This is a genomic window from Comamonas badia DSM 17552 (assembly GCF_000484635.1).
Taxonomy (GTDB): domain Bacteria; phylum Pseudomonadota; class Gammaproteobacteria; order Burkholderiales; family Burkholderiaceae_C; genus Comamonas_C; species Comamonas_C badia.
In genome coordinates, this window is sequence record NZ_AXVM01000001.1 from 828,953 (window position 1) to 845,598 (window position 16,646).

Below are 16,646 nucleotides of genomic sequence, written 5' to 3' on the forward strand. Positions count from 1 at the left end.
ACGGCAATTGCCCCTACAGTGGCGCGATGAGCACCACACCCATCACCTTCCCCAATGCCCACGGCACGCTGCTGGCCGGGCGCCTGGACCAGCCCGAGGACACGCCGCGCGGCTGGGCGCTGTTCGCGCATTGCTTCACCTGCTCCAAGGACAGCCGCGCGGCGGTGTTCATCGCGCGTGCGCTGGTGGAGGCGGGCTTTGGCGTGCTGCGCTTTGATTTCACCGGGCTGGGCGAGAGCGGCGGCGATTTCGCCGACACGCATTTCTCCTCGAACGTGGACGACCTGGTGGCGGCGGCCGACTGGCTGCGCGCCAGGCACGGCGCACCCGCGCTGGTGATCGGGCATTCGCTGGGCGGCGCGGCCATCCTCGCGGCCGGAGCGCGCATTCCGGATGCCCAGGCGTTTGCCACGATAGGCGCGCCGTTCGAGCCCGAGCACGTGACGCACAACTTCGGCGCGCAGGTGCGGCAGATCGAAACCGAAGGCCGCGCCACGGTACAGCTGGGCGGGCGCGATTTCACGATAGACCGCGCCTTTCTGGAGGACGTGCGCGGCCAGCGCCAGGCCGAGCGCATCCGCGCGCTGCGCCGCCCGCTGATGGTGCTGCATTCGCCGATCGACAAAACGGTGGATATCAGCAACGCCGGCGGCATCTTCCAGGCGGCGATGCATCCCAAATCCTTTGTCTCGCTGGACGATGCGGACCATCTGCTGTCGCGCAAGGAGGATGCGCGCTACGCCGCCAGCGTGATCGCGGCCTGGGCGGCGCGCTATCTGCCGGCCACTGCGCAGCCGCAACCTGGCAGCGCCGCAGCCACGGATGGCCTGGTGCATGTGGCCGAACGCGGCACCGGCGCCTACACCGTGGCGATCACCGCCGGGGCACACCACTGGCTGGGCGACGAGCCCGCCAGCGTGGGCGGCGACGACCTGGGCCCCAGCCCCTACCAGATGCTGAGCGCGGCGCTGGGCGCCTGCACCGCGATGACGGTGCGCATGTACGCCAACCGCAAGCAGTGGCCGCTGGCGCGCGTGAGCGTGGCGCTCAGCCATGCCAAGATCCACGCGCGGGACTGCGCGGAGTGCGAGACCAGGGCGGGGCAGATCGACCGCATCGAGCGCTTCATCACCTTCGAGGGTGATCTGGATGCCGCGCAGCGCCAGCGCCTGCTGGAGATCGCGGACATGTGCCCGGTGCACCGCACGCTGCATTCCGAGGTGCAGGTGACCACGCGGGAAGGCCTGCCGCAATAGCTGCACGCGCAGCAGAAATCGGCGCGGCGGCGTATGCTGGTCTGGTGTGGAGGCACAGCATGAACAGCACGATTCCCGCAAGCCATGTGCGCATCAAGCGCGCCTACGTGGCGCCCTCGCCCGACGATGGCGAGCGCATTCTGATCGACCGGCTCTGGCCGCGCGGCGTGAAAAAGGAAAACCTGCAGCTGGCGGAATGGAACAAGGACCTGGCGCCCAGCGCGGAGCTGCGCAAGTGGTTCAACCACGAGCCTGAACGCTGGCCGGAATTCCAGCGCCGCTACGCCGCGGAGCTGGCGCAAAGCCCGGAGCATTTCGCCGCGTTGCGCGCGCGTGCGCACCAGGGGGTGATCACGCTGGTGTATGGCGCGCACGATGAGGAAGTGAACAACGCGGTGGCGATGCGCGGCTATCTGCTGAGCCCCGATGGACTCACCATCAAGTAGAACGGAGAACGACATGGATCACGCGATGTACCCCGGGTTGGGCGACGCCAGCATCGCCCGCAAGCGCCGCGAACTGGCGCCCAGGCAGCTGGAAGCCTTTCGCGCCTTCAGCGCCGCGGCCTTTGCCGAGGGCGAGCTGGACGCCAAAACCAAGCAGCTGATCGCCGTGGCGGTGGCGCACGTGACGCAGTGCCCCTACTGCATCCGCGGCCACACCGACGGGGCGCTCAAAGCGGGCGCGACCGAAGGGCAGATCATGGAAGCGATCTGGGTGGCGGCCGAGATGCGCGCCGGCGGTGCCTATGCGCATTCGGCGCTGGCGATTGACCAGATGGCGGCGCACCAGGGCAAGACGCAGCAGGCTTGACGCCCCTGCGCTTCATACGACTTTGCATTCAAGCGGAAAACAAGGCGGGAAGCTGCAGATCAGTGCTGCAGCACGGCAAGGCGAGCCAACGCAGTGATACGCTTGAAGACGAAGCCGTATCAGTCGCGCCTGCGCGCGGTGTGCAAGATGGTCGGCACCTGAACTTCGTTGCCCCGCACGCGATAGACGGCAAGGTAGTGCCGGTGCAGCACCAGCTCGCGCGTGCCATACACGCGGCCCGGCCTTCCAAGTTCATGCTCACGTAGCGCTTGCAGCTTCTGGCGCAGTTCCTGCACAAAGCTGGTGGCCCGCACTGGGTTGTCTTCGGCGATCCATGCGGCAATTTCGTCCAGGCGCGCCAACGCAAGGCGCGTCCAGCGGATGTCACGCACCATGACGGCGGAACACCGCAGAGACCTCTTCATCGCTGGCAAAGTCGCCGCGATCGGCCTGCGCAAGTCCAGCCTCGATGTCGCGTACCTGCCAGGTTTGCGCAGCCAGATAACTGTTCAAGGCTTCCAGCGTCACGAAACTCTTGGTGCGTGCCGTGGCTTGTGCCAGCGCCTCCAACTGCTCATAAAGCTCCGCTGGCAAACGTACGTTGATGGTTCGACTGGAAGACGTGGCTGCAGCAGACATGGCAGGCCCCTTGCATTGCTTGTAATACAGCGCATTGTATTCAACACACGCCGCATCAGCCCTCAGGTTCAGCCTCGGGAGAAGCGTCCAGCCCATCGGCATCACACCCCATGCGCGCCGCAGACGTGGCGCCCCATCCCTTCATCCCAGCGCAGCTTCACGCAGGGCCCGGCGGTGCGCCGCGAATACAGCCTGCCGAGCGGACAGGGCTCGGCCAGGCAGCACAGGCCGCAGCCGTTGCAGGGCGAGCCCACGGGCGGCTTGGGCGGCGCGTTCACATGGCGCCAGACGCACTGCCAGCCGGCGGGCATCTTGCGCAGGCGCATGGCGTCAGCCCCGCGCCAGCACCGGCGCGAGCGCCCTGCCGGTGTGCGTGGCCAGGCGCACCAGTTCCTCGGGCGTACCGGTTGCGACGATGCTGCCGCCGCCCGCGCCGCCTTCGGGGCCAAGGTCGATCACCCAGTCGGCCTCGGCGATCACGTCGAGGTCGTGCTCGATCACCAGCACGCTGTGGCCGCCATCGACCAGGCGGTGCAGCACGCGGATGAGCTTGTCCACATCGGCCATGTGCAGGCCCACGGTTGGTTCATCGAGCACATAGAGCGTGTGCGGAGTTTTCTGGCCACGGCGCGTGACGTCGTCGCGCACCTTGGTGAGTTCGGTCACGAGCTTGATGCGCTGCGCCTCGCCGCCCGACAGCGTGGGCGAGGGCTGGCCGAGCGTGAGGTAGCCCAGGCCCACGTCTTTCAGCAATTGCAGCGGGTGCGCGATCTGCGGCATGCTGGCGAAGAACGCCACCGCCTCGTCCACCTCCATGCGCAGCACCTCGCCTATGCTCTTGCCGCGCCAGGTGACGGCCAGCGTCTCGGGGTTGAAGCGCGCGCCGTGGCAGACCTCGCAGGGCAGCTTCACATCGGGCAGAAAGCTCATCTCTATGGTGCGCATGCCCTGGCCCTGGCAGGACGGGCAGCGGCCCTCGCCGGTGTTGAACGAGAAGCGTGCCGCGCCGTAGCCGCGCGCCTTGGCTTCCAACGTTTCGGCGAAGAGCTTGCGGATCAGGTCCCAGAAGCCGATGTAGGTGGCGGGGCAGGAGCGCGGCGTCTTGCCGATGGGGGTTTGATCGACTTCGAGCACGCGATCGATCGCCTCGAAGCCCGAGAGGCCCGCGCAGCCGGCGAGCGGCGGCGCCTTGCCGGCGTCCATGGCGTCACGCCCGGCCTTGGTCTGGCGCTGGGTGACCCAGGCCGCCACGTTGGTGAGCAGCACGTCGCGCGCGAGCGTGGATTTGCCGGAGCCGGAAACGCCCGTGATGGCGACGAGGCGCTGCAGCGGCACGCGGGCGGTGAGGTGCTGCAGGTTGTGCAGGGCGGCGTCGTGGACGGTGAGCCAGGTTTTCACTCCCTCCCCTTTCGGGGGAGGGTTGGGGTGGGGGCTTGCTGCTTCTGATTGAATAGCTGGTTCCGCTTGCTGGATAAGCGGCTGCGCCTGATTTGACTGAATTTTTTCCTGCAAGCTCTGCTGGCCCCCACCCCTGCCCTCCCCCGAAAGGGGAGGGAGCAAGACAGGGCGGCGCGCTTGCAAAGGGTGGCGCATCGCATGCAGCAGATAGCGCCCGGTCTGCGAATCGGGCGCGGCCTCCACGTCGGCCACGCTGCCCTCGGCGATCAAGCGCCCACCGCGCTTGCCGGCGCTTGGGCCGATGTCGATCACATGCTCGGCGCGGCGGATGGTTTCTTCGTCGTGCTCGACAACGACCAGTGTGTTTCCCTTGCTGCTCAAGCTGTGCAGGGCGTTGAGCAGAATCTGGTTGTCGCGCGCGTGCAGGCCGATCGTCGGCTCGTCGAGCACGTAGCACACGCCCTGCAGGTTGCTGCCGAGCTGCGCCGCCAGGCGGATGCGCTGCGCCTCGCCGCCCGAGAGGCTGGGCGCGCCGCGGTCGAGCGTGAGGTAGGAGAGGCCGACTTCTTCGAGGAAGGCGAGGCGGCTTTCGATCTCGGGCAGCAGGTCACGCGCGATCTCCTGCGCGCGGCCCGCCAGCTTCAGTGCGCCGAACCAGCGGCGCAATTCCTCGACGGAACACTGCGCCAGCTCAGTAATCGCGATCCCGCTTCCCTGCTCCCTCCCCCTCTGGGGGAGGGCTGGGGTGGGGGCTGGCGACGCATCCTCTGCACCACCGCCCAGCCCCCCTCCCAACCTCCCCCCAAGGGGGGGAGGAGCATCAACGCCGCCATCGCCAAACTCCAGCAGTACCGCACGCGCCACCGGGTTCAGCCGCGTACCCTGACAGGTCGGGCAAGGTACATCCTCCAGGTCTTCCAGCTCGGGCTCGCCAAAGGTCTTCTCGCGCCCCAGCTCGCGGTCGGGCTGCAGGGATTCGGCGATCACCTTGCGCTGCGCGCGCGTGAGCTGCACGCCGGTGCCCATGCAGTCCGGGCACCAGCCGTGCTTGCTGTTGTAGCTGAACAGGCGCGGATCGGGCTCGGCGTAGGAAGTGGCGCAGACCGGGCAGGCGCGCTGGGTGGAGAACACCTGCACGTGGCCGATGGCGGCCGTGGATTGTCCTGAACGCATCGCGGCTTCAAGGCCGTCGAGATGGCTGATGACCTGCACCACGCCCTTGCCCAGCGCGAGCGCCTTTTCCAGCCACTCGCGCAGGTTCGCTTCGTCGTTTGGCGAGACGTCAAGGCTGATCACCGGCAGCTCGATGCTGTGCTCCTTGAAGCGGTCGATGCGCGGGAAGCCTGTGGTCGGCAGGAACTCGCCATCGACCCGCAGATGCGTGTAGCCGCGCGGGCGCGCCCAATCGGCAAGCTCGGTATAGACGCCCTTGCGGTTGACCACCAGCGGCGCGAGCAGCCCGATGTGCTGGCCGCGGTAGTCGCGCAGCACTTGGGCAACGATGCTTTCCACGCTCTGCGGCTGCACGGCAGCGCCGTCGTGAATGCAGTGCTGTACGCCGAGCTTCACATACAGCAGACGCAGAAAGTGCCAGATCTCGGTGGTGGTGCCCACGGTGCTCTTGCGCCCGCCGCGCGAGAGGCGCTGCTCGATCGCCACCGTGGGCGGAATGCCGTAAACCGCATCCACCTCGGGCCGGCCGGCCGGCTGCACGATGGAGCGCGCGTAGGCGTTGAGCGATTCGAGGTAGCGCCGCTGGCCTTCGTTGAACAGGATGTCGAAGGCCAGCGTGGACTTGCCCGAGCCCGAGACGCCGGTGATCACGTTGAACTTGCCGCGCGGGATGTTGACCGAGAGATGCTGCAGGTTGTGTTCGCGGGCGTTGATGATCTGGATGGCTCCCTCCCCTTCCGGGGCTGAAGGCTGCGGCTCCGGTTCCGCCTGCGCGGAACCGGACAGCCTGAAGAGCGGCGGCGTCCCGCCGCCAGCACCGGGGTTGGGGTGGGGGCCAGCGGCGCTGAAATGACCACCAGTCTCCCGCGATGCGCCCAAGCCCCCATCCCTGCCTTCCCCCAGAGGGGGAAGGGGTGAAAACTCGCGCGCCATGGGCACGCCCACACCCAAAGTCTCTTCATATTCGCGCAGCGCCTGTGCGGTGTACGACGTGGGGTGCTGGCGCAGTTCCTCGGGCGGCCCGAAGGCCACGAGCTCGCCCCCACCCTCGCCCCCGTCGGGCCCGAGGTCGATCACCCAGTCGCTGGCGCGGATCACGTCGAGGTTGTGCTCGATGACGATGAGCGAGTGCCCGGCATCCAGCAGCTTGCGCAACGCGCGCATCAGCTTGGCGATGTCGTCGAAGTGCAGGCCGGTCGTCGGCTCATCGAACAGAAACAGCTGCCCCTTGCGCGCCAGCGCCTGCTGCGATTTGGCGCGCGAGCGCGCGGCCTCGGCGAGAAAGCCCGCCAACTTCAGCCGCTGCGCCTCGCCGCCCGAGAGCGTGGGCACGGGCTGGCCCAGGCGCAGGTATTCCAGGCCCACGTCCACGATGGGCGCCAGCGCGCGCTTGACCTCCGCATCCTGCGCAAAGAGCTGCGCCGCCTCGCTCACCGTGAGTTCCAGCACGTCGGCGACGCTCAGCACGCGGCCGCCGCGCTCAATCCGCACCTCCAGCACCTCGGGGCGGTAGCGCTGGCCGTTGCAGTCCGGGCAGCGCAGGTAGACATCCGAGAGGAACTGCATCTCCACATGCTCGAAGCCCGAGCCGCCGCAGGTCGGGCAGCGCCCGTCGCCGCTGTTGAAGCTGAACTTGGCGGCGCCATAGCCACGCTCCGTAGAGAGCGGCGCGGCGGCAAAGATGTCGCGGATGCCGTCCCACGCGCCGACATAGCTTGCCGGGTTGGAGCGCGCGGTCTTGCCTATGGGCGACTGATCGACGAAGACCGCGTCGCTCAGAAAATCGGCGCCCAGCAGCCGGTCGTGCGCGCCTGGCGCCTCGGTGGCCTTGCCGAAGTGGCGCATCAGCGCCGGGGCCAGCACGTCCTGAATCAAGGTGGATTTGCCCGAGCCCGAGACGCCCGTGACGGTGACGAGACGCTGCAGCGGGAATTCCACCGTGAGGTTTTTGAGGTTGTGTTCGCGCGCGCCCTCCAGAATCAGCCGCGGCGTGGATGCCGCCACCAGGCGCTTGAAGCCCATGCCGACCGACTTTCGCGCGCCGAGGTACTGGCCGGTGAGCGTGTCGGCGTGGCGCAGCGCATCGACGCTGCCATCGAACACGATGCGCCCGCCGCGCTCACCGGGGCCTGGGCCCATGTCGATCACGCGATCGGCCGCGAGCATCACCGCAGGGTCGTGCTCGACGACGACCAGGGTGTTGCCGGCATCGACCAGCCGGCGCATGGCCTGCGTGATGCGATCCATGTCGCGCGGGTGCAGGCCGATGCTGGGCTCATCGAGCACGAAGAGCGTGTTGACCAGCGAAGTGCCGAGCGCCGTGGTGAGGTTGATGCGCTGCACCTCGCCGCCGGAGAGCGTGCGGCTTTGGCGGTCGAGCGTGAGGTAGGCTATGCCGACATCGCAGAGGTATTTGAGGCGCGTGGCGATTTCTTCGAGGATCTGGCGGCGGGCCTGCATTGCTGCCCCCTCACCCGAGCCCTCACCCCCGCCCTCTCCCGGAGGGAGAGGGGGCCAGTCACTCCCTCTCCCTCCGGGAGAGGGTTGGGGTGAGGGTAAGGGGGTGGGTGAAGAAAGCCGCTCAACAAACCGCCGCAGCTTATCCAGCGGCAGCAGCATCAAGTCATGCAGCGTAAGCCCCGGCAGCGCCTCCAGTTGCGCGCGCGTCCACCGCACGCCCTGCGGCATGAAGCGCTGCGACGGCTCCAGCACCGCATCCGCATCCTCCTTCCCCCCCACCCGCCACAGCAGACTCTCGTTCTTGAGCCGCGCCCCCCCGCAGGCCGGGCACTGCGTATAGCTGCGGTACTTGGAAAGCAGCACGCGGATGTGCATCTTGTACGCCTTGGTCTCCAGGTAGGCGAAAAAGCGCTTGATGCCGTACCACTGCCGGTTCCAGTTGCCCTCGCGGTAGTCCGGCGTGCCATCGATCACCCAGCGCTGCTGCGCCTCGGTGAGCTTGGCCCAGGGCGTGTCGCGCGGAATGCCGGCGGCCTCGCCCCAGCGCATCAGATCGTCCTGGATTTCCTTCCACGCCGGCGTCTGGATCGCCTTGATCGCCCCGGCGCGCAGCGTCAGCTTTTCGTCGGGAATCACCAGCCCCCAATCGACGCCGATCACGCGGCCAAAGCCACGGCAGGTCTCGCACGCGCCCGCGGGCGAGTTGAACGAGAACATCGAGGCCACCGGCTCGCTGTAGCGGATGTCGCTCTCCGGGCAATGCAGACCCGTCGAGAAGCGCCAGATTTCGGGTTCATCCTCATCGTCTGGCAACGCATACACCGCCATGCGCGAGCCGCCACGCAGCAGCGCGGTTTCGATCGCCTCCATCACCCGTGCGCGCTCGGCCTTGGAAAAACGGAAACGGTCGGCCACCACATCCAGCAGCTTTTTGCCATCCACCTCGCGCTCGGCCTGCACGCGGGTGAAACCGCTGGCCGACAGCCACTGCTGCATCTGCTCAGCCGTGGTGCCGCCCGGCAGCTCGGCGGCGAACGTGAGCACGATGCGCGGATCGCCCTGCGCGGCGCAGCGCCGCGCGAGTTCGTCGTGAATGCTCTGCGGCGAATCGTGGCGCACCGCCAGCGCGGTCTCGCGGTCAAACAGCTCGGCCGCGCGCGCGAACAGCAACTTCAGATGGTCGTTCAACTCCGTCATCGTGCCGACGGTGGAACGCGAACTGCGCACCGGGTTGGTCTGGTCGATGGCGATCGCGGGCGGCACGCCCTCCACCTTGTCCACCGCCGGCTTGTCCATGCGATCCAGGAACTGGCGCGCGTAGGGGCTGAAGGTCTCCACATAGCGCCGCTGCCCCTCGGCGTAGAGCGTGTCAAACACCAGGCTGGACTTGCCCGAGCCGCTGGGCCCGGTGACCACCGTCAGCGTGCCGGTGGCGATGTCCAGATCAAGGTTCTGCAGATTGTGCTGGCGGGCTCCGCGGATGCGGATGCTTCCCTGAGACATGTGGCTGGCCTTTGCGCGGGTGGGGCCAAAATTCTAGGCCGCGTGGCGCATCCAAGGTGGGGCAAGGGCTTTCCTGCCCTTGCTGCAACCATGCCACTCCGAAAACGGGTTCAAGCCGGATGCCGCGTGCGCACCCAATCCCCGAGCGCATCCGTCATGCGCGACTGCCAGCCGGGGCCGGTCGCTTTGAAGGCTGCCAACACCGAATCGGGCACACGCAGGGAAATCGCCGTCTTGGGCTCGCCCTGCACGGGGCGGCCGCGCTTGCGCTCGATCAGCACCGCGATGGCCTGGGTTTCTTCCACTGCCTGCGCATCTTGCAGGACGGTGCGGCGCACACGCTCCCAGTCCGTGCCCGACTGCCCTTGTGCACGTGCGCGGCGCATTTGCTCACTGGTCAGGGAAGTGATTTTCGAGCCAGTCATGGTAGGCACTCCTTTCATCGCTATGGGCCGGGCGGAAGCTCACAATTCGGCAGCATTCACCGCGCTGGACAAACGCCACCGACAAAACCACCAGCACCTCAAACACATACGCCAGCGCCTGCGAACGGGCTTCGCCGCCACGCGGGCTGTCCATGATCCGGACGAATTCGCTCTCCAGCACAAGGTCGGCATCTGCGAAGTCCAGCCCATGCTTGGCCAGATTGACAGTGCGCTTGGCTTCGTCCCACTCATAAATCATGGTTGGCGGTTATTGTATATACAAAATTCACTCGATCAAGAAGAGGGAGCTCGGCGCCCGCGCCCCCGCTTCACCTTGCCCACCGGCAGCAGGCTGGTGAGCTGCTGATAGCGCGCAAACAGAAACGCCACGCGCTCGGCGTCGTTCTTCCAGGTTTTCCTGCCGCCGCACAGCGCGTAGGCGGCGTCCACGGCCGCGTCGAGCTTCTGGTGCGCGCGCAGCAAGGCGGGCGGCATGGTGAGCGGGTCGTACAGGTCGGCGAGGCTGCCGCCGGGGAACTGGGCGCGGGCGTCGAGCACGGTTTGCGCAGCGGTTTCGATAGCTGCTCGCGCTTTGTAGGCGGGCGTTGGAGGCCGATTTGGCTCTGATTTTTGCGGGAGATCGGGCCAGGGGAAGTTGTTGTAGACGATGGCGGCGGAGTAGCGGAAATCGTTTTTCAGGCGTCCCCCGACGGCGCGCATCCAGGCGTTGTGCATGGCGCTGCCGAGAACGCCGAATTCGCGCAGACTGGCGTGGTCAACGAACAGGCTGGTGTTGTTGATCAGCGCCTCGGGCGGCATGAATCCGATGGGGACGTAGCGGCGCCGCTCCGACGAAGTCTTGGGGATGTAGAGGTAGTGGCCCTGCGGCTGACGCAGCTCGCCAAACAGCGTGGGCGTGGCAGCCAACGCAGCGGTGGCGGCGCGCTGGCTGCGCTGGCGGAACTGGCGCACCTGCTCCACCCGCTGCAGCACCAGCGGCATGCCGCGCAGCAAAGCGGGGGAAGCGTCTTTGAGCCACAGGCACCAGCGAAAACGGCCGTTGAGGAAGTCCTCGCCGCTGTAGAGCTTGCGCAGCAGCGTGTGGGCATCAGGGTGGCTGGCGCGCACGGCGTCGGCCTGTACGTCGTCCAGCAGAAAGTGCCCATCGTCGATCAGCGCGCTGCCTTCCAGAATGCCGGGTACATCGGCGATCGGCCGCGAGCGTTTGACCAGCACCACGTCGGGCGCATCCACCAGATAGGGACTGATATGCGCGGCAGGCACCGCCAGCGGTTCGCCCTTGATGTCTTCGTATTCGTAGATGGTTTTCCCTTCTGCGTCCTGCAGGCCGAAGCCGACGATGACGCAATGCACCGCCGCCTTGCCCCTGGCCTCGTTGCTCCACGAGAAGGTGCGGTGCGCAAAGTGGATGTGCACGCCCTGCGCCAGCAGCCAGCCCCAGAGCACACCAACCTGCTCGCCCTGGGTGATGCTGTTGGTGGAGACGAAGGCGGCTCGCGGTTTTGCTCCTTCCCCCGTTGGGGGAAGGTGGGGATGGGGGCTTGCGGCGCTTGCCAAGGCAGGTGCTTCAGCCATCGCCGCCAGCCCCCACCCCTGCCCTCCCCCAGAGGGGGAGGGAGTTGGAATCACGCCCTCTCCAAAGGAGGTTGGAGTTGAAACGCCCTGCAAATAGCGCGTGGCTTTCACATACCAGGCAGAGACGAAATCCAGCACGCCAAAGCCCTTGATGTGCCCCATCACGCGCTCGAAATCGGCCTTTTGCGCGGCGCTCTGCTCCTTCTTGCCGAGGAACGGCGGGTTGCCCAGCACATAGCTGCACTGCTCTGCCGGCAGCACCGCGTTCCAATCCAGCGCAAGCGCGTTGCCGTGCACCACATGCGGCGCGTTCTTGAGCGGGATGCGCGCAAAGTACATGCCGAATTCCTCGCTCACGCGCAGGTTCATCTGGTGATCGACCAGCCACAGAGCCACCTGCGCGATCTGCGCCGGGAATTCCTCGATTTCGATGCCGTAAAACTGATCGACATCCAGGCTGATGAGCTGGTGCACGTCCAGGCTTTGCTGGCCACTCTGGTAGCTGGCGCGCAGCACCTCCAGCTCCAGCAGCCGCAGTTCGCGGTAGCTGATGACGAGGAAGTTGCCGCAACCGCAGGCCGGGTCAAAAAACGTGAGCAGGCGCAGCTTCTTGTGGAATTCAAACAGGCGGTTTTTGTTGCTCTTGACCTTGTAGAACTCGGCCCAGAGCGCATCGAGGAACAAGGGCTTGATGAGCTTGAGGATGTTCTCCTCGCTGGTGTAGTGCGCGCCCAGGTTGCGGCGGGCGGTCGTATCCATGATGCTCTGGAACAGACTGCCGAAGATGGCCGGCGAAATGGCCGACCAGTCGAGCGCGCAGGCATCGAGCAGCGCGTCGCGCATCGCGGCGTCAAAGTCGGCCATGGGCAGCGGCTCTTCAAACAGCCGGCCGTTGACGTAGGGGAAGGCGGCAAGCTGCTCGTCCAGGTGTTTGCTGCGCTGGTGCTCGGGCGTGTTGAGCACCTGAAAAAGCTGCGCCAGGCGCGGGCCGAGGTCGCCGCCGTCGGCCTGCGTGCGCTCTTCGATGAACAGGCGCAACGCGTTGGCGGGCTGGAAGATGCCGGTGTCGTCCGCAAACAGGCAGAACAGCAGGCGCACCAGCAGCACTTCCAGCGGGTGGCCTTCGTAGCCCGAATTTTTGAGCGCATCGTGCAGGCGGCCCATGCGCTCGGCCGCGTGGATGTTGACGGGGTTCTGCGCCTTGATTTCTTGCGCCTTGTAGCCCGCGATGAAGCCGAACAGGCGCACATGCTTGTGCAGGTCTGCGAGCGCAAATTCCACCGCCCGGCCGCTGGCGAGCTGATGCACGCGAAAGCGCGCGAAGTCGCAGACGATGATGATCTGCGGCAGGTCGCGCTCCAGAATGCCGGGGAAGTAACCCAGCGCCTGGTCAAACGCCGCATCCAGGTTTTTGCCGCGCGATTTCTGCTCCACCAGCAGCATGCCGGGCCAGAACAGATCGACGAAGCCCTGCCCACCGCCGTGCTTCTTGACGTTCAGCTCGAAGGTGGCAACGCGCTTGTCGGTGATGCCGAAAATTTCGAAGAACGCAATCCAGAAGAGCTTGGCCTCGGAGTCTTCGTTGGCGGCGCCTTCCCAGGTGCGGCTGAAGGCCAGCGCGCGGGATTTGATCTCGTTCCAGGACAGGGGCATCGCGAGTTTATATCAAATGTGGGTGTTTGCCTTGTCCATCAAGCGTGGGCAGCTATTGAATTTGCAATGGAATCGTCGCGCCGCAAGCCCCTCACCCCTCCCGGGGGCTGCAGCAAGACGCTGCGCTCTTCAGGCTGTCCAGTTGCGCGCAGGCGCAACCGGAGCCGCAGCCTTCAGCCCCAAAGGGGCGAGGGTGATAGGCCGCGCCCATTTTGTCCAACGGCGACAAGTCAAGCCGGTTTTTCTCACTCTCCCTCTGAGAGAGGGTTGGGGTGAGGGCACACGGCCCCTAAAACCACGCATCCCCCTCCAGATACGCACGCAGCATGGGCAGGCTGTCCAGCCCCCAGAAGTGTTTGCCGTCCACCTCGAACATCGGCACGCCGAACACCCCATTCGCAGCCGCTTCGTCGGTGTTGGTGCGCAGCAGTTGCTTGGCATGCGCGGCGGCGTCGCCCTCGGGGTGCCACTGCTCGGCCAGCGATTGCGTCAGTTGCTCCATGCGCTCAGGCGCCAGCGGGTCAAGCCCGCCCAGCCACACATGGCGCAGCGCCGTGCCCGCGACGTAGCGGTTGATAAAGCCCTCCTCGCTGGTGGTGAGCGCCAGGCGCAGCAGCGGAATGCTGTTGAACGGGAACTGCGGCGGGTAATCGAGCCCGCAGCCGAGGGAGTGACCCAGCCAGCGCACATGCCGCTCGGTCCACGCCTTTTTGGGTGCAACGCCCACGGGGCCCGGATTGCTGAACTGCTGCAGCAGCGCGCCCAGCACCACGGGCTTGTAGCGCACGCGCAGGCTCAGGCCCTGCAGCGCCTCGGGCAGGCGGTTGAAGGCCAGCCACGAATAGGGCGAGACAAAGTCCAGATAAAAAATGATGTCGCGCATGACGTTGAATTTCAAACAAAAAGTGGCTCAAACGCTTACCCAGCAAGCGCTGACAGCTATATTTTAGGAAGCTTGCGACTTTGGCGCCTGCACTACGTCAGCCACGGGCGCGCCGGTCAGGCGCTCCAGGTCCTGCGGCTTGAGGCGAAACACCGCATGCGGGTGCCCAGCCGCCGCCCAGATTTCCTCAAAGCGCAGCAGCTCGCGGTCGATCAGGGTGACGGGCGGCTTGATGAACCCCACGGGTGAGACGCCGCCTATGGTGAAGCCCGTCGCTTCCTTGACGAAATCGGCATCGGCCCGGCCTATGGGGCCGACGAGCGCGCTGACTTTCTTTTCATCGACACGCCGGTCGCCCGAGGTGACGACGAGCACCGCCGCGCCATCGCTCTTTCGCCGGAAGATGATGCTCTTGGCGATCTGGCCGACGGTGATGCCCAGCGCATCTGCCGCCTCCTGCGCGGTACGCGCCGAGTTGTCGAGCATCTGCGGCGCATGGGGGTGGCCGGCCGCCTGAAGTGCGGCGACGACGCGCTGCACGCTGTCATTGGAAGGTAGTGGGGTTGTGTCTGGCATAGAGCGTCAACTTTAGCGCGCCCCGGCCTCCTGCAGCAGGGTCGCCACCGCGCTCTGCCCCTTCTGCCGCGCATGCTGCAGGGCCGTCACGCCCTGCGCATCGGCCAGATTCAGATCGGCCTTGGCGGCAATGAGCTGGCCCACGATGGCCAGGTGCCGCGCCCCGCCGTCACCCAGAATCACGGCTTCAAGCAGGCAGGTCCAGCCCAGGCGGTTGATTTGGTTCACGTCCACACCGGCGGCGATCAACAGGCGCACCGTCTGCACATGCCCGCGCTCGCAGGCCGGAATCAAGGCGGTGCCGCCGTAGCGGTTCACGCTCTTGAGGTCTGCGCCGTGGGTGAGGGTGAGCTGCAGAATTTCGTTGTAGCCACGCGCACCGGCGAGCAGGTAGGCACTGTCGCTGACCGCGTCCTTGGCGTTCACGTCGGCACCGGCCTCGATGAGCAGGCGTGCTGCTTCAACGCGGTTGTTCTGCGTGGCCAGCAGCAGCGGCGTGCGGCCTTGCCCATCGCGTTCGTTCAGCGATACCTGATCGGCGATCAGGGCCCGCAGCGCGGCAAGATCGTTGCGTTCCACCGCGTCGTGCAGTCTTTTGGCCTGTGCGTTCGCGCTGCCAAAGCCCGTCATGCACATCACAACCGTCCCTTGCAGCATGCCGCGTCTGGATAAGCGCCTCATGCGTTCAACCTGCCCGCTGGCTCCATCACCCGGCGCGCGCCACCCGGCCCACGAAGGCCAGGCTTGCGCCCATGGCCATCAGCACGCCGCCGATGACACGGTTCTGTACCCGCCGGGTGCGCGCCGACGAGAGCCAGCGGCGCAGGCTGGACGCCAGCGCGGCATAGCCGTGCATCACCACCACGTCCACGCCCAAGGTGGTTGCCAGCAGGATCAGCAGCTGCAGCCACAGGGGGCGATCGGGGCTGAGGAACTGCGGGAGGACGGCCACCATGAACACGATGCCCTTGGGGTTGGTCGCATTCGTGAACAGCCCGAGCATGAAGCGCTGGCGCGCGCTCAGCGCTTGCTGCGGCGCGGCCGAGGCCCCATCCGGCGCCGCAAGCACCGGCGCATTCCACTGCTTGAAGCCCAGCCACAGCAGGTAGGCCGCGCCCAGCACCTTGACCACCGTGAAGGCGGTGCTGGAGGCCAGCAGCAACGCCCCTATGCCCGCGCCCGCCACCAGCAGGATGATGGCCAGCCCAGCCTGCAGCCCCAGAATGGTGGCGCTGGCCTGGCGCACGCCGTAGGCCAGGCCATGGCTCATCGAGAGCACCGCACCCGAGCCGGGCGAGAGCGCAATCGCCCACGAGGCGACGAAATACGCCAGCCACACATGCAGGTCCATGGTTGCCTCAACCTGCCCGTTTGTTGAGGATGGCGACCGCCACGCGCGATTGCGGCTTCTTGCCGATCGCGTTGCTGATGAAGGCACCGGCATCGACGAGTTGGTTCAGGTCTATGCCCGTCTCTATCCCCAAGCCGTGCATCAGATAAACCACATCCTCGGTCGCCACATTGCCCGTCGCGCCCTTGGCGTAGGGGCAGCCGCCCAAGCCTGCGACCGAGGATTGGAAGTTCCACACCCCCATCTGCAGCGCGGCGACGGTGTTGCCTATCGCCTGCCCATAGGTATCGTGGAAATGCCCGGAGATGTGGGCGATGTCGTAGTGCTTGAGCGTGGCCTCGATCGCGCGCTGCACCTTGAGCGGCGTGCCCACGCCTATGGTGTCGGCCACGTCCACGCGCTGCACGCCTATCCCGCGCATCAGACCGGCCAGGTACTCCACACGCGCAGGCGCAATCTCGCCTTCATACGGGCAACCCACGGTGCAGCTCATCGCGCCGCGCACCGCTATGCCCGCAGCAAGTGCGGCTTCAACGACAGGAGCGAAACGCTCCATGCTCTCGGCGATCGAGCAATTGATGTTCTTCTGGCTGAAGGCTTCGCTCGCGGCGCCGAAGACGACGATTTCGTCGGGTCGGTCCTGCACCGCCGCCTCCCAGCCCTTGAGGTTGGGCACCAGCACGCTGTAGCGCACGGCAGCATCGCGCGCGATGCCTTGCATCACCGCATGGTTGTCCGCCATCTGCGGCACCCATTTGGGCGAGACGTAGCTCGTCACCTCGATCTCGCGCAGGCCGGCCGCCTGCAGCTTGCCGACCAGCGCGATCTTGTCGCCGCTGGCCACCGGCGATTTTTCGTTCTGCAGCCCGTCGCGCGGGCCGACGTCGATGATGCGTACCTGGTTCGGGTAATCCATGGGG

The 16,646-nt window shown here is 66.5% G+C and carries 15 protein-coding genes; 3 read left to right on the top strand and 12 right to left on the bottom strand.

The annotated features are described in order from the left end of the window. The first annotated feature begins 26 nt into the window (after nt 1-26). The 3 genes from K320_RS0103920 to K320_RS0103930 are packed head-to-tail and all read left to right on the top strand — an operon-like array spanning nt 27 to nt 2,069. Nucleotides 27-1,256, top strand: a complete 1,230-nt coding sequence (locus tag K320_RS0103920; RefSeq protein ID WP_024537573.1) for a bifunctional alpha/beta hydrolase/OsmC family protein — start codon at nt 27-29, stop codon at nt 1,254-1,256. A 59-nt stretch (nt 1,257-1,315) separates the two neighbouring features. Continuing rightward, complete coding sequence (locus K320_RS0103925; RefSeq protein WP_024537574.1) at nt 1,316-1,702, top strand: DUF488 domain-containing protein; 387 nt, start codon at nt 1,316-1,318, stop codon at nt 1,700-1,702. 13 nt (nt 1,703-1,715) lie between these two features. After that, a complete protein-coding gene (locus tag K320_RS0103930) occupies nt 1,716-2,069 on the top strand; it encodes a carboxymuconolactone decarboxylase family protein (RefSeq protein ID WP_024537575.1) in 354 nt (117 codons plus the stop codon). A 119-nt stretch (nt 2,070-2,188) separates the two neighbouring features. On the opposite strand, the gene K320_RS0103935 is transcribed toward K320_RS0103930, so the two are convergent. From K320_RS0103935 to K320_RS0103990, 12 genes are all read right to left on the bottom strand, one after another. Further along, a complete protein-coding gene (locus K320_RS0103935) occupies nt 2,189-2,464 on the bottom strand; it encodes a type II toxin-antitoxin system RelE/ParE family toxin (RefSeq protein WP_029695785.1) in 276 nt (91 codons plus the stop codon). Continuing rightward, nucleotides 2,454-2,708: a CopG family ribbon-helix-helix protein gene (locus tag K320_RS0103940; RefSeq protein WP_029695786.1), complete on the bottom strand. Its 255-nt coding sequence runs from the start codon at nt 2,706-2,708 to the stop codon at nt 2,454-2,456. Before K320_RS0103940 ends, K320_RS0103935 begins: the two co-directional genes overlap by 11 nt. Before the next feature lie 101 nt (nt 2,709-2,809). Next, nucleotides 2,810-3,034: a hypothetical protein gene (locus K320_RS0103945; RefSeq protein WP_034342340.1), complete on the bottom strand. Its 225-nt coding sequence runs from the start codon at nt 3,032-3,034 to the stop codon at nt 2,810-2,812. Between the two features lie 4 nt (nt 3,035-3,038). Beyond that, nucleotides 3,039-9,242, bottom strand: coding sequence for an excinuclease ABC subunit UvrA (gene uvrA, locus K320_RS17985; protein ID WP_024537579.1), 6,204 nt, complete (start codon nt 9,240-9,242; stop codon nt 3,039-3,041). Between the two features lie 110 nt (nt 9,243-9,352). Beyond that, nucleotides 9,353-9,667 (bottom strand): BrnA antitoxin family protein, encoded by a 315-nt coding sequence (locus tag K320_RS0103955; protein WP_029695789.1) that lies wholly within the window; start codon nt 9,665-9,667, stop codon nt 9,353-9,355. Beyond that, nucleotides 9,633-9,926 carry a BrnT family toxin gene (locus tag K320_RS0103960; RefSeq protein ID WP_024537581.1) on the bottom strand — a complete coding sequence of 98 codons (294 nt, stop codon included), beginning with the start codon at nt 9,924-9,926 and terminating at the stop codon, nt 9,633-9,635. The genes K320_RS0103955 and K320_RS0103960 overlap by 35 nt, the downstream gene beginning before the upstream one ends. Before the next feature lie 35 nt (nt 9,927-9,961). Further along, nucleotides 9,962-12,916, bottom strand: coding sequence for a class I SAM-dependent DNA methyltransferase (locus tag K320_RS19425; protein ID WP_024537582.1), 2,955 nt, complete (start codon nt 12,914-12,916; stop codon nt 9,962-9,964). 289 nt (nt 12,917-13,205) lie between these two features. After that, nucleotides 13,206-13,799 carry a DsbA family protein gene (locus K320_RS0103970; protein ID WP_029695791.1) on the bottom strand — a complete coding sequence of 198 codons (594 nt, stop codon included), beginning with the start codon at nt 13,797-13,799 and terminating at the stop codon, nt 13,206-13,208. Between the two features lie 63 nt (nt 13,800-13,862). Next, entirely contained in the window at nt 13,863-14,375 is a 513-nt protein-coding gene (locus K320_RS0103975) for a YbaK/EbsC family protein (RefSeq protein WP_024537583.1), read from the bottom strand. Nucleotides 14,376-14,387: 12 nt separating this feature from the next. Beyond that, nucleotides 14,388-15,011 carry an ankyrin repeat domain-containing protein gene (locus K320_RS0103980; protein WP_024537584.1) on the bottom strand — a complete coding sequence of 208 codons (624 nt, stop codon included), beginning with the start codon at nt 15,009-15,011 and terminating at the stop codon, nt 14,388-14,390. Between the two features lie 70 nt (nt 15,012-15,081). Beyond that, a complete protein-coding gene (locus tag K320_RS0103985; protein WP_024537585.1) occupies nt 15,082-15,726 on the bottom strand; it encodes a LysE family transporter in 645 nt (214 codons plus the stop codon). A gap of 7 nt (nt 15,727-15,733) precedes the next feature. Then, a complete protein-coding gene (locus K320_RS0103990; protein ID WP_024537586.1) occupies nt 15,734-16,642 on the bottom strand; it encodes a hydroxymethylglutaryl-CoA lyase in 909 nt (302 codons plus the stop codon). Nucleotides 16,643-16,646: the final 4 nt, after the last annotated feature.

What these genes read in the sequence shown, in the direction of transcription:
- K320_RS0103920 (WP_024537573.1), top strand. Translation starts at nt 27, where the DNA reads ATGAGCACCACACCCATCACCTTCCCCAATGCCCACGGCACGCTGCTG.
- K320_RS0103925 (WP_024537574.1), top strand. Translation starts at nt 1,316, where the DNA reads ATGAACAGCACGATTCCCGCAAGCCATGTGCGCATCAAGCGCGCCTAC.
- K320_RS0103930 (WP_024537575.1), top strand. Translation starts at nt 1,716, where the DNA reads ATGGATCACGCGATGTACCCCGGGTTGGGCGACGCCAGCATCGCCCGC.
- K320_RS0103935 (WP_029695785.1), bottom strand. Translation starts at nt 2,464, where the DNA reads ATGGTGCGTGACATCCGCTGGACGCGCCTTGCGTTGGCGCGCCTGGAC.
- K320_RS0103940 (WP_029695786.1), bottom strand. Translation starts at nt 2,708, where the DNA reads ATGTCTGCTGCAGCCACGTCTTCCAGTCGAACCATCAACGTACGTTTG.
- K320_RS0103945 (WP_034342340.1), bottom strand. Translation starts at nt 3,034, where the DNA reads ATGCGCCTGCGCAAGATGCCCGCCGGCTGGCAGTGCGTCTGGCGCCAT.
- uvrA (WP_024537579.1), bottom strand. Translation starts at nt 9,242, where the DNA reads ATGTCTCAGGGAAGCATCCGCATCCGCGGAGCCCGCCAGCACAATCTG.
- K320_RS0103955 (WP_029695789.1), bottom strand. Translation starts at nt 9,667, where the DNA reads ATGACTGGCTCGAAAATCACTTCCCTGACCAGTGAGCAAATGCGCCGC.
- K320_RS0103960 (WP_024537581.1), bottom strand. Translation starts at nt 9,926, where the DNA reads ATGATTTATGAGTGGGACGAAGCCAAGCGCACTGTCAATCTGGCCAAG.
- K320_RS19425 (WP_024537582.1), bottom strand. Translation starts at nt 12,916, where the DNA reads ATGCCCCTGTCCTGGAACGAGATCAAATCCCGCGCGCTGGCCTTCAGC.
- K320_RS0103970 (WP_029695791.1), bottom strand. Translation starts at nt 13,799, where the DNA reads ATGCGCGACATCATTTTTTATCTGGACTTTGTCTCGCCCTATTCGTGG.
- K320_RS0103975 (WP_024537583.1), bottom strand. Translation starts at nt 14,375, where the DNA reads ATGCCAGACACAACCCCACTACCTTCCAATGACAGCGTGCAGCGCGTC.
- K320_RS0103980 (WP_024537584.1), bottom strand. Translation starts at nt 15,011, where the DNA reads ATGTGCATGACGGGCTTTGGCAGCGCGAACGCACAGGCCAAAAGACTG.
- K320_RS0103985 (WP_024537585.1), bottom strand. Translation starts at nt 15,726, where the DNA reads ATGGACCTGCATGTGTGGCTGGCGTATTTCGTCGCCTCGTGGGCGATT.
- K320_RS0103990 (WP_024537586.1), bottom strand. Translation starts at nt 16,642, where the DNA reads ATGGATTACCCGAACCAGGTACGCATCATCGACGTCGGCCCGCGCGAC.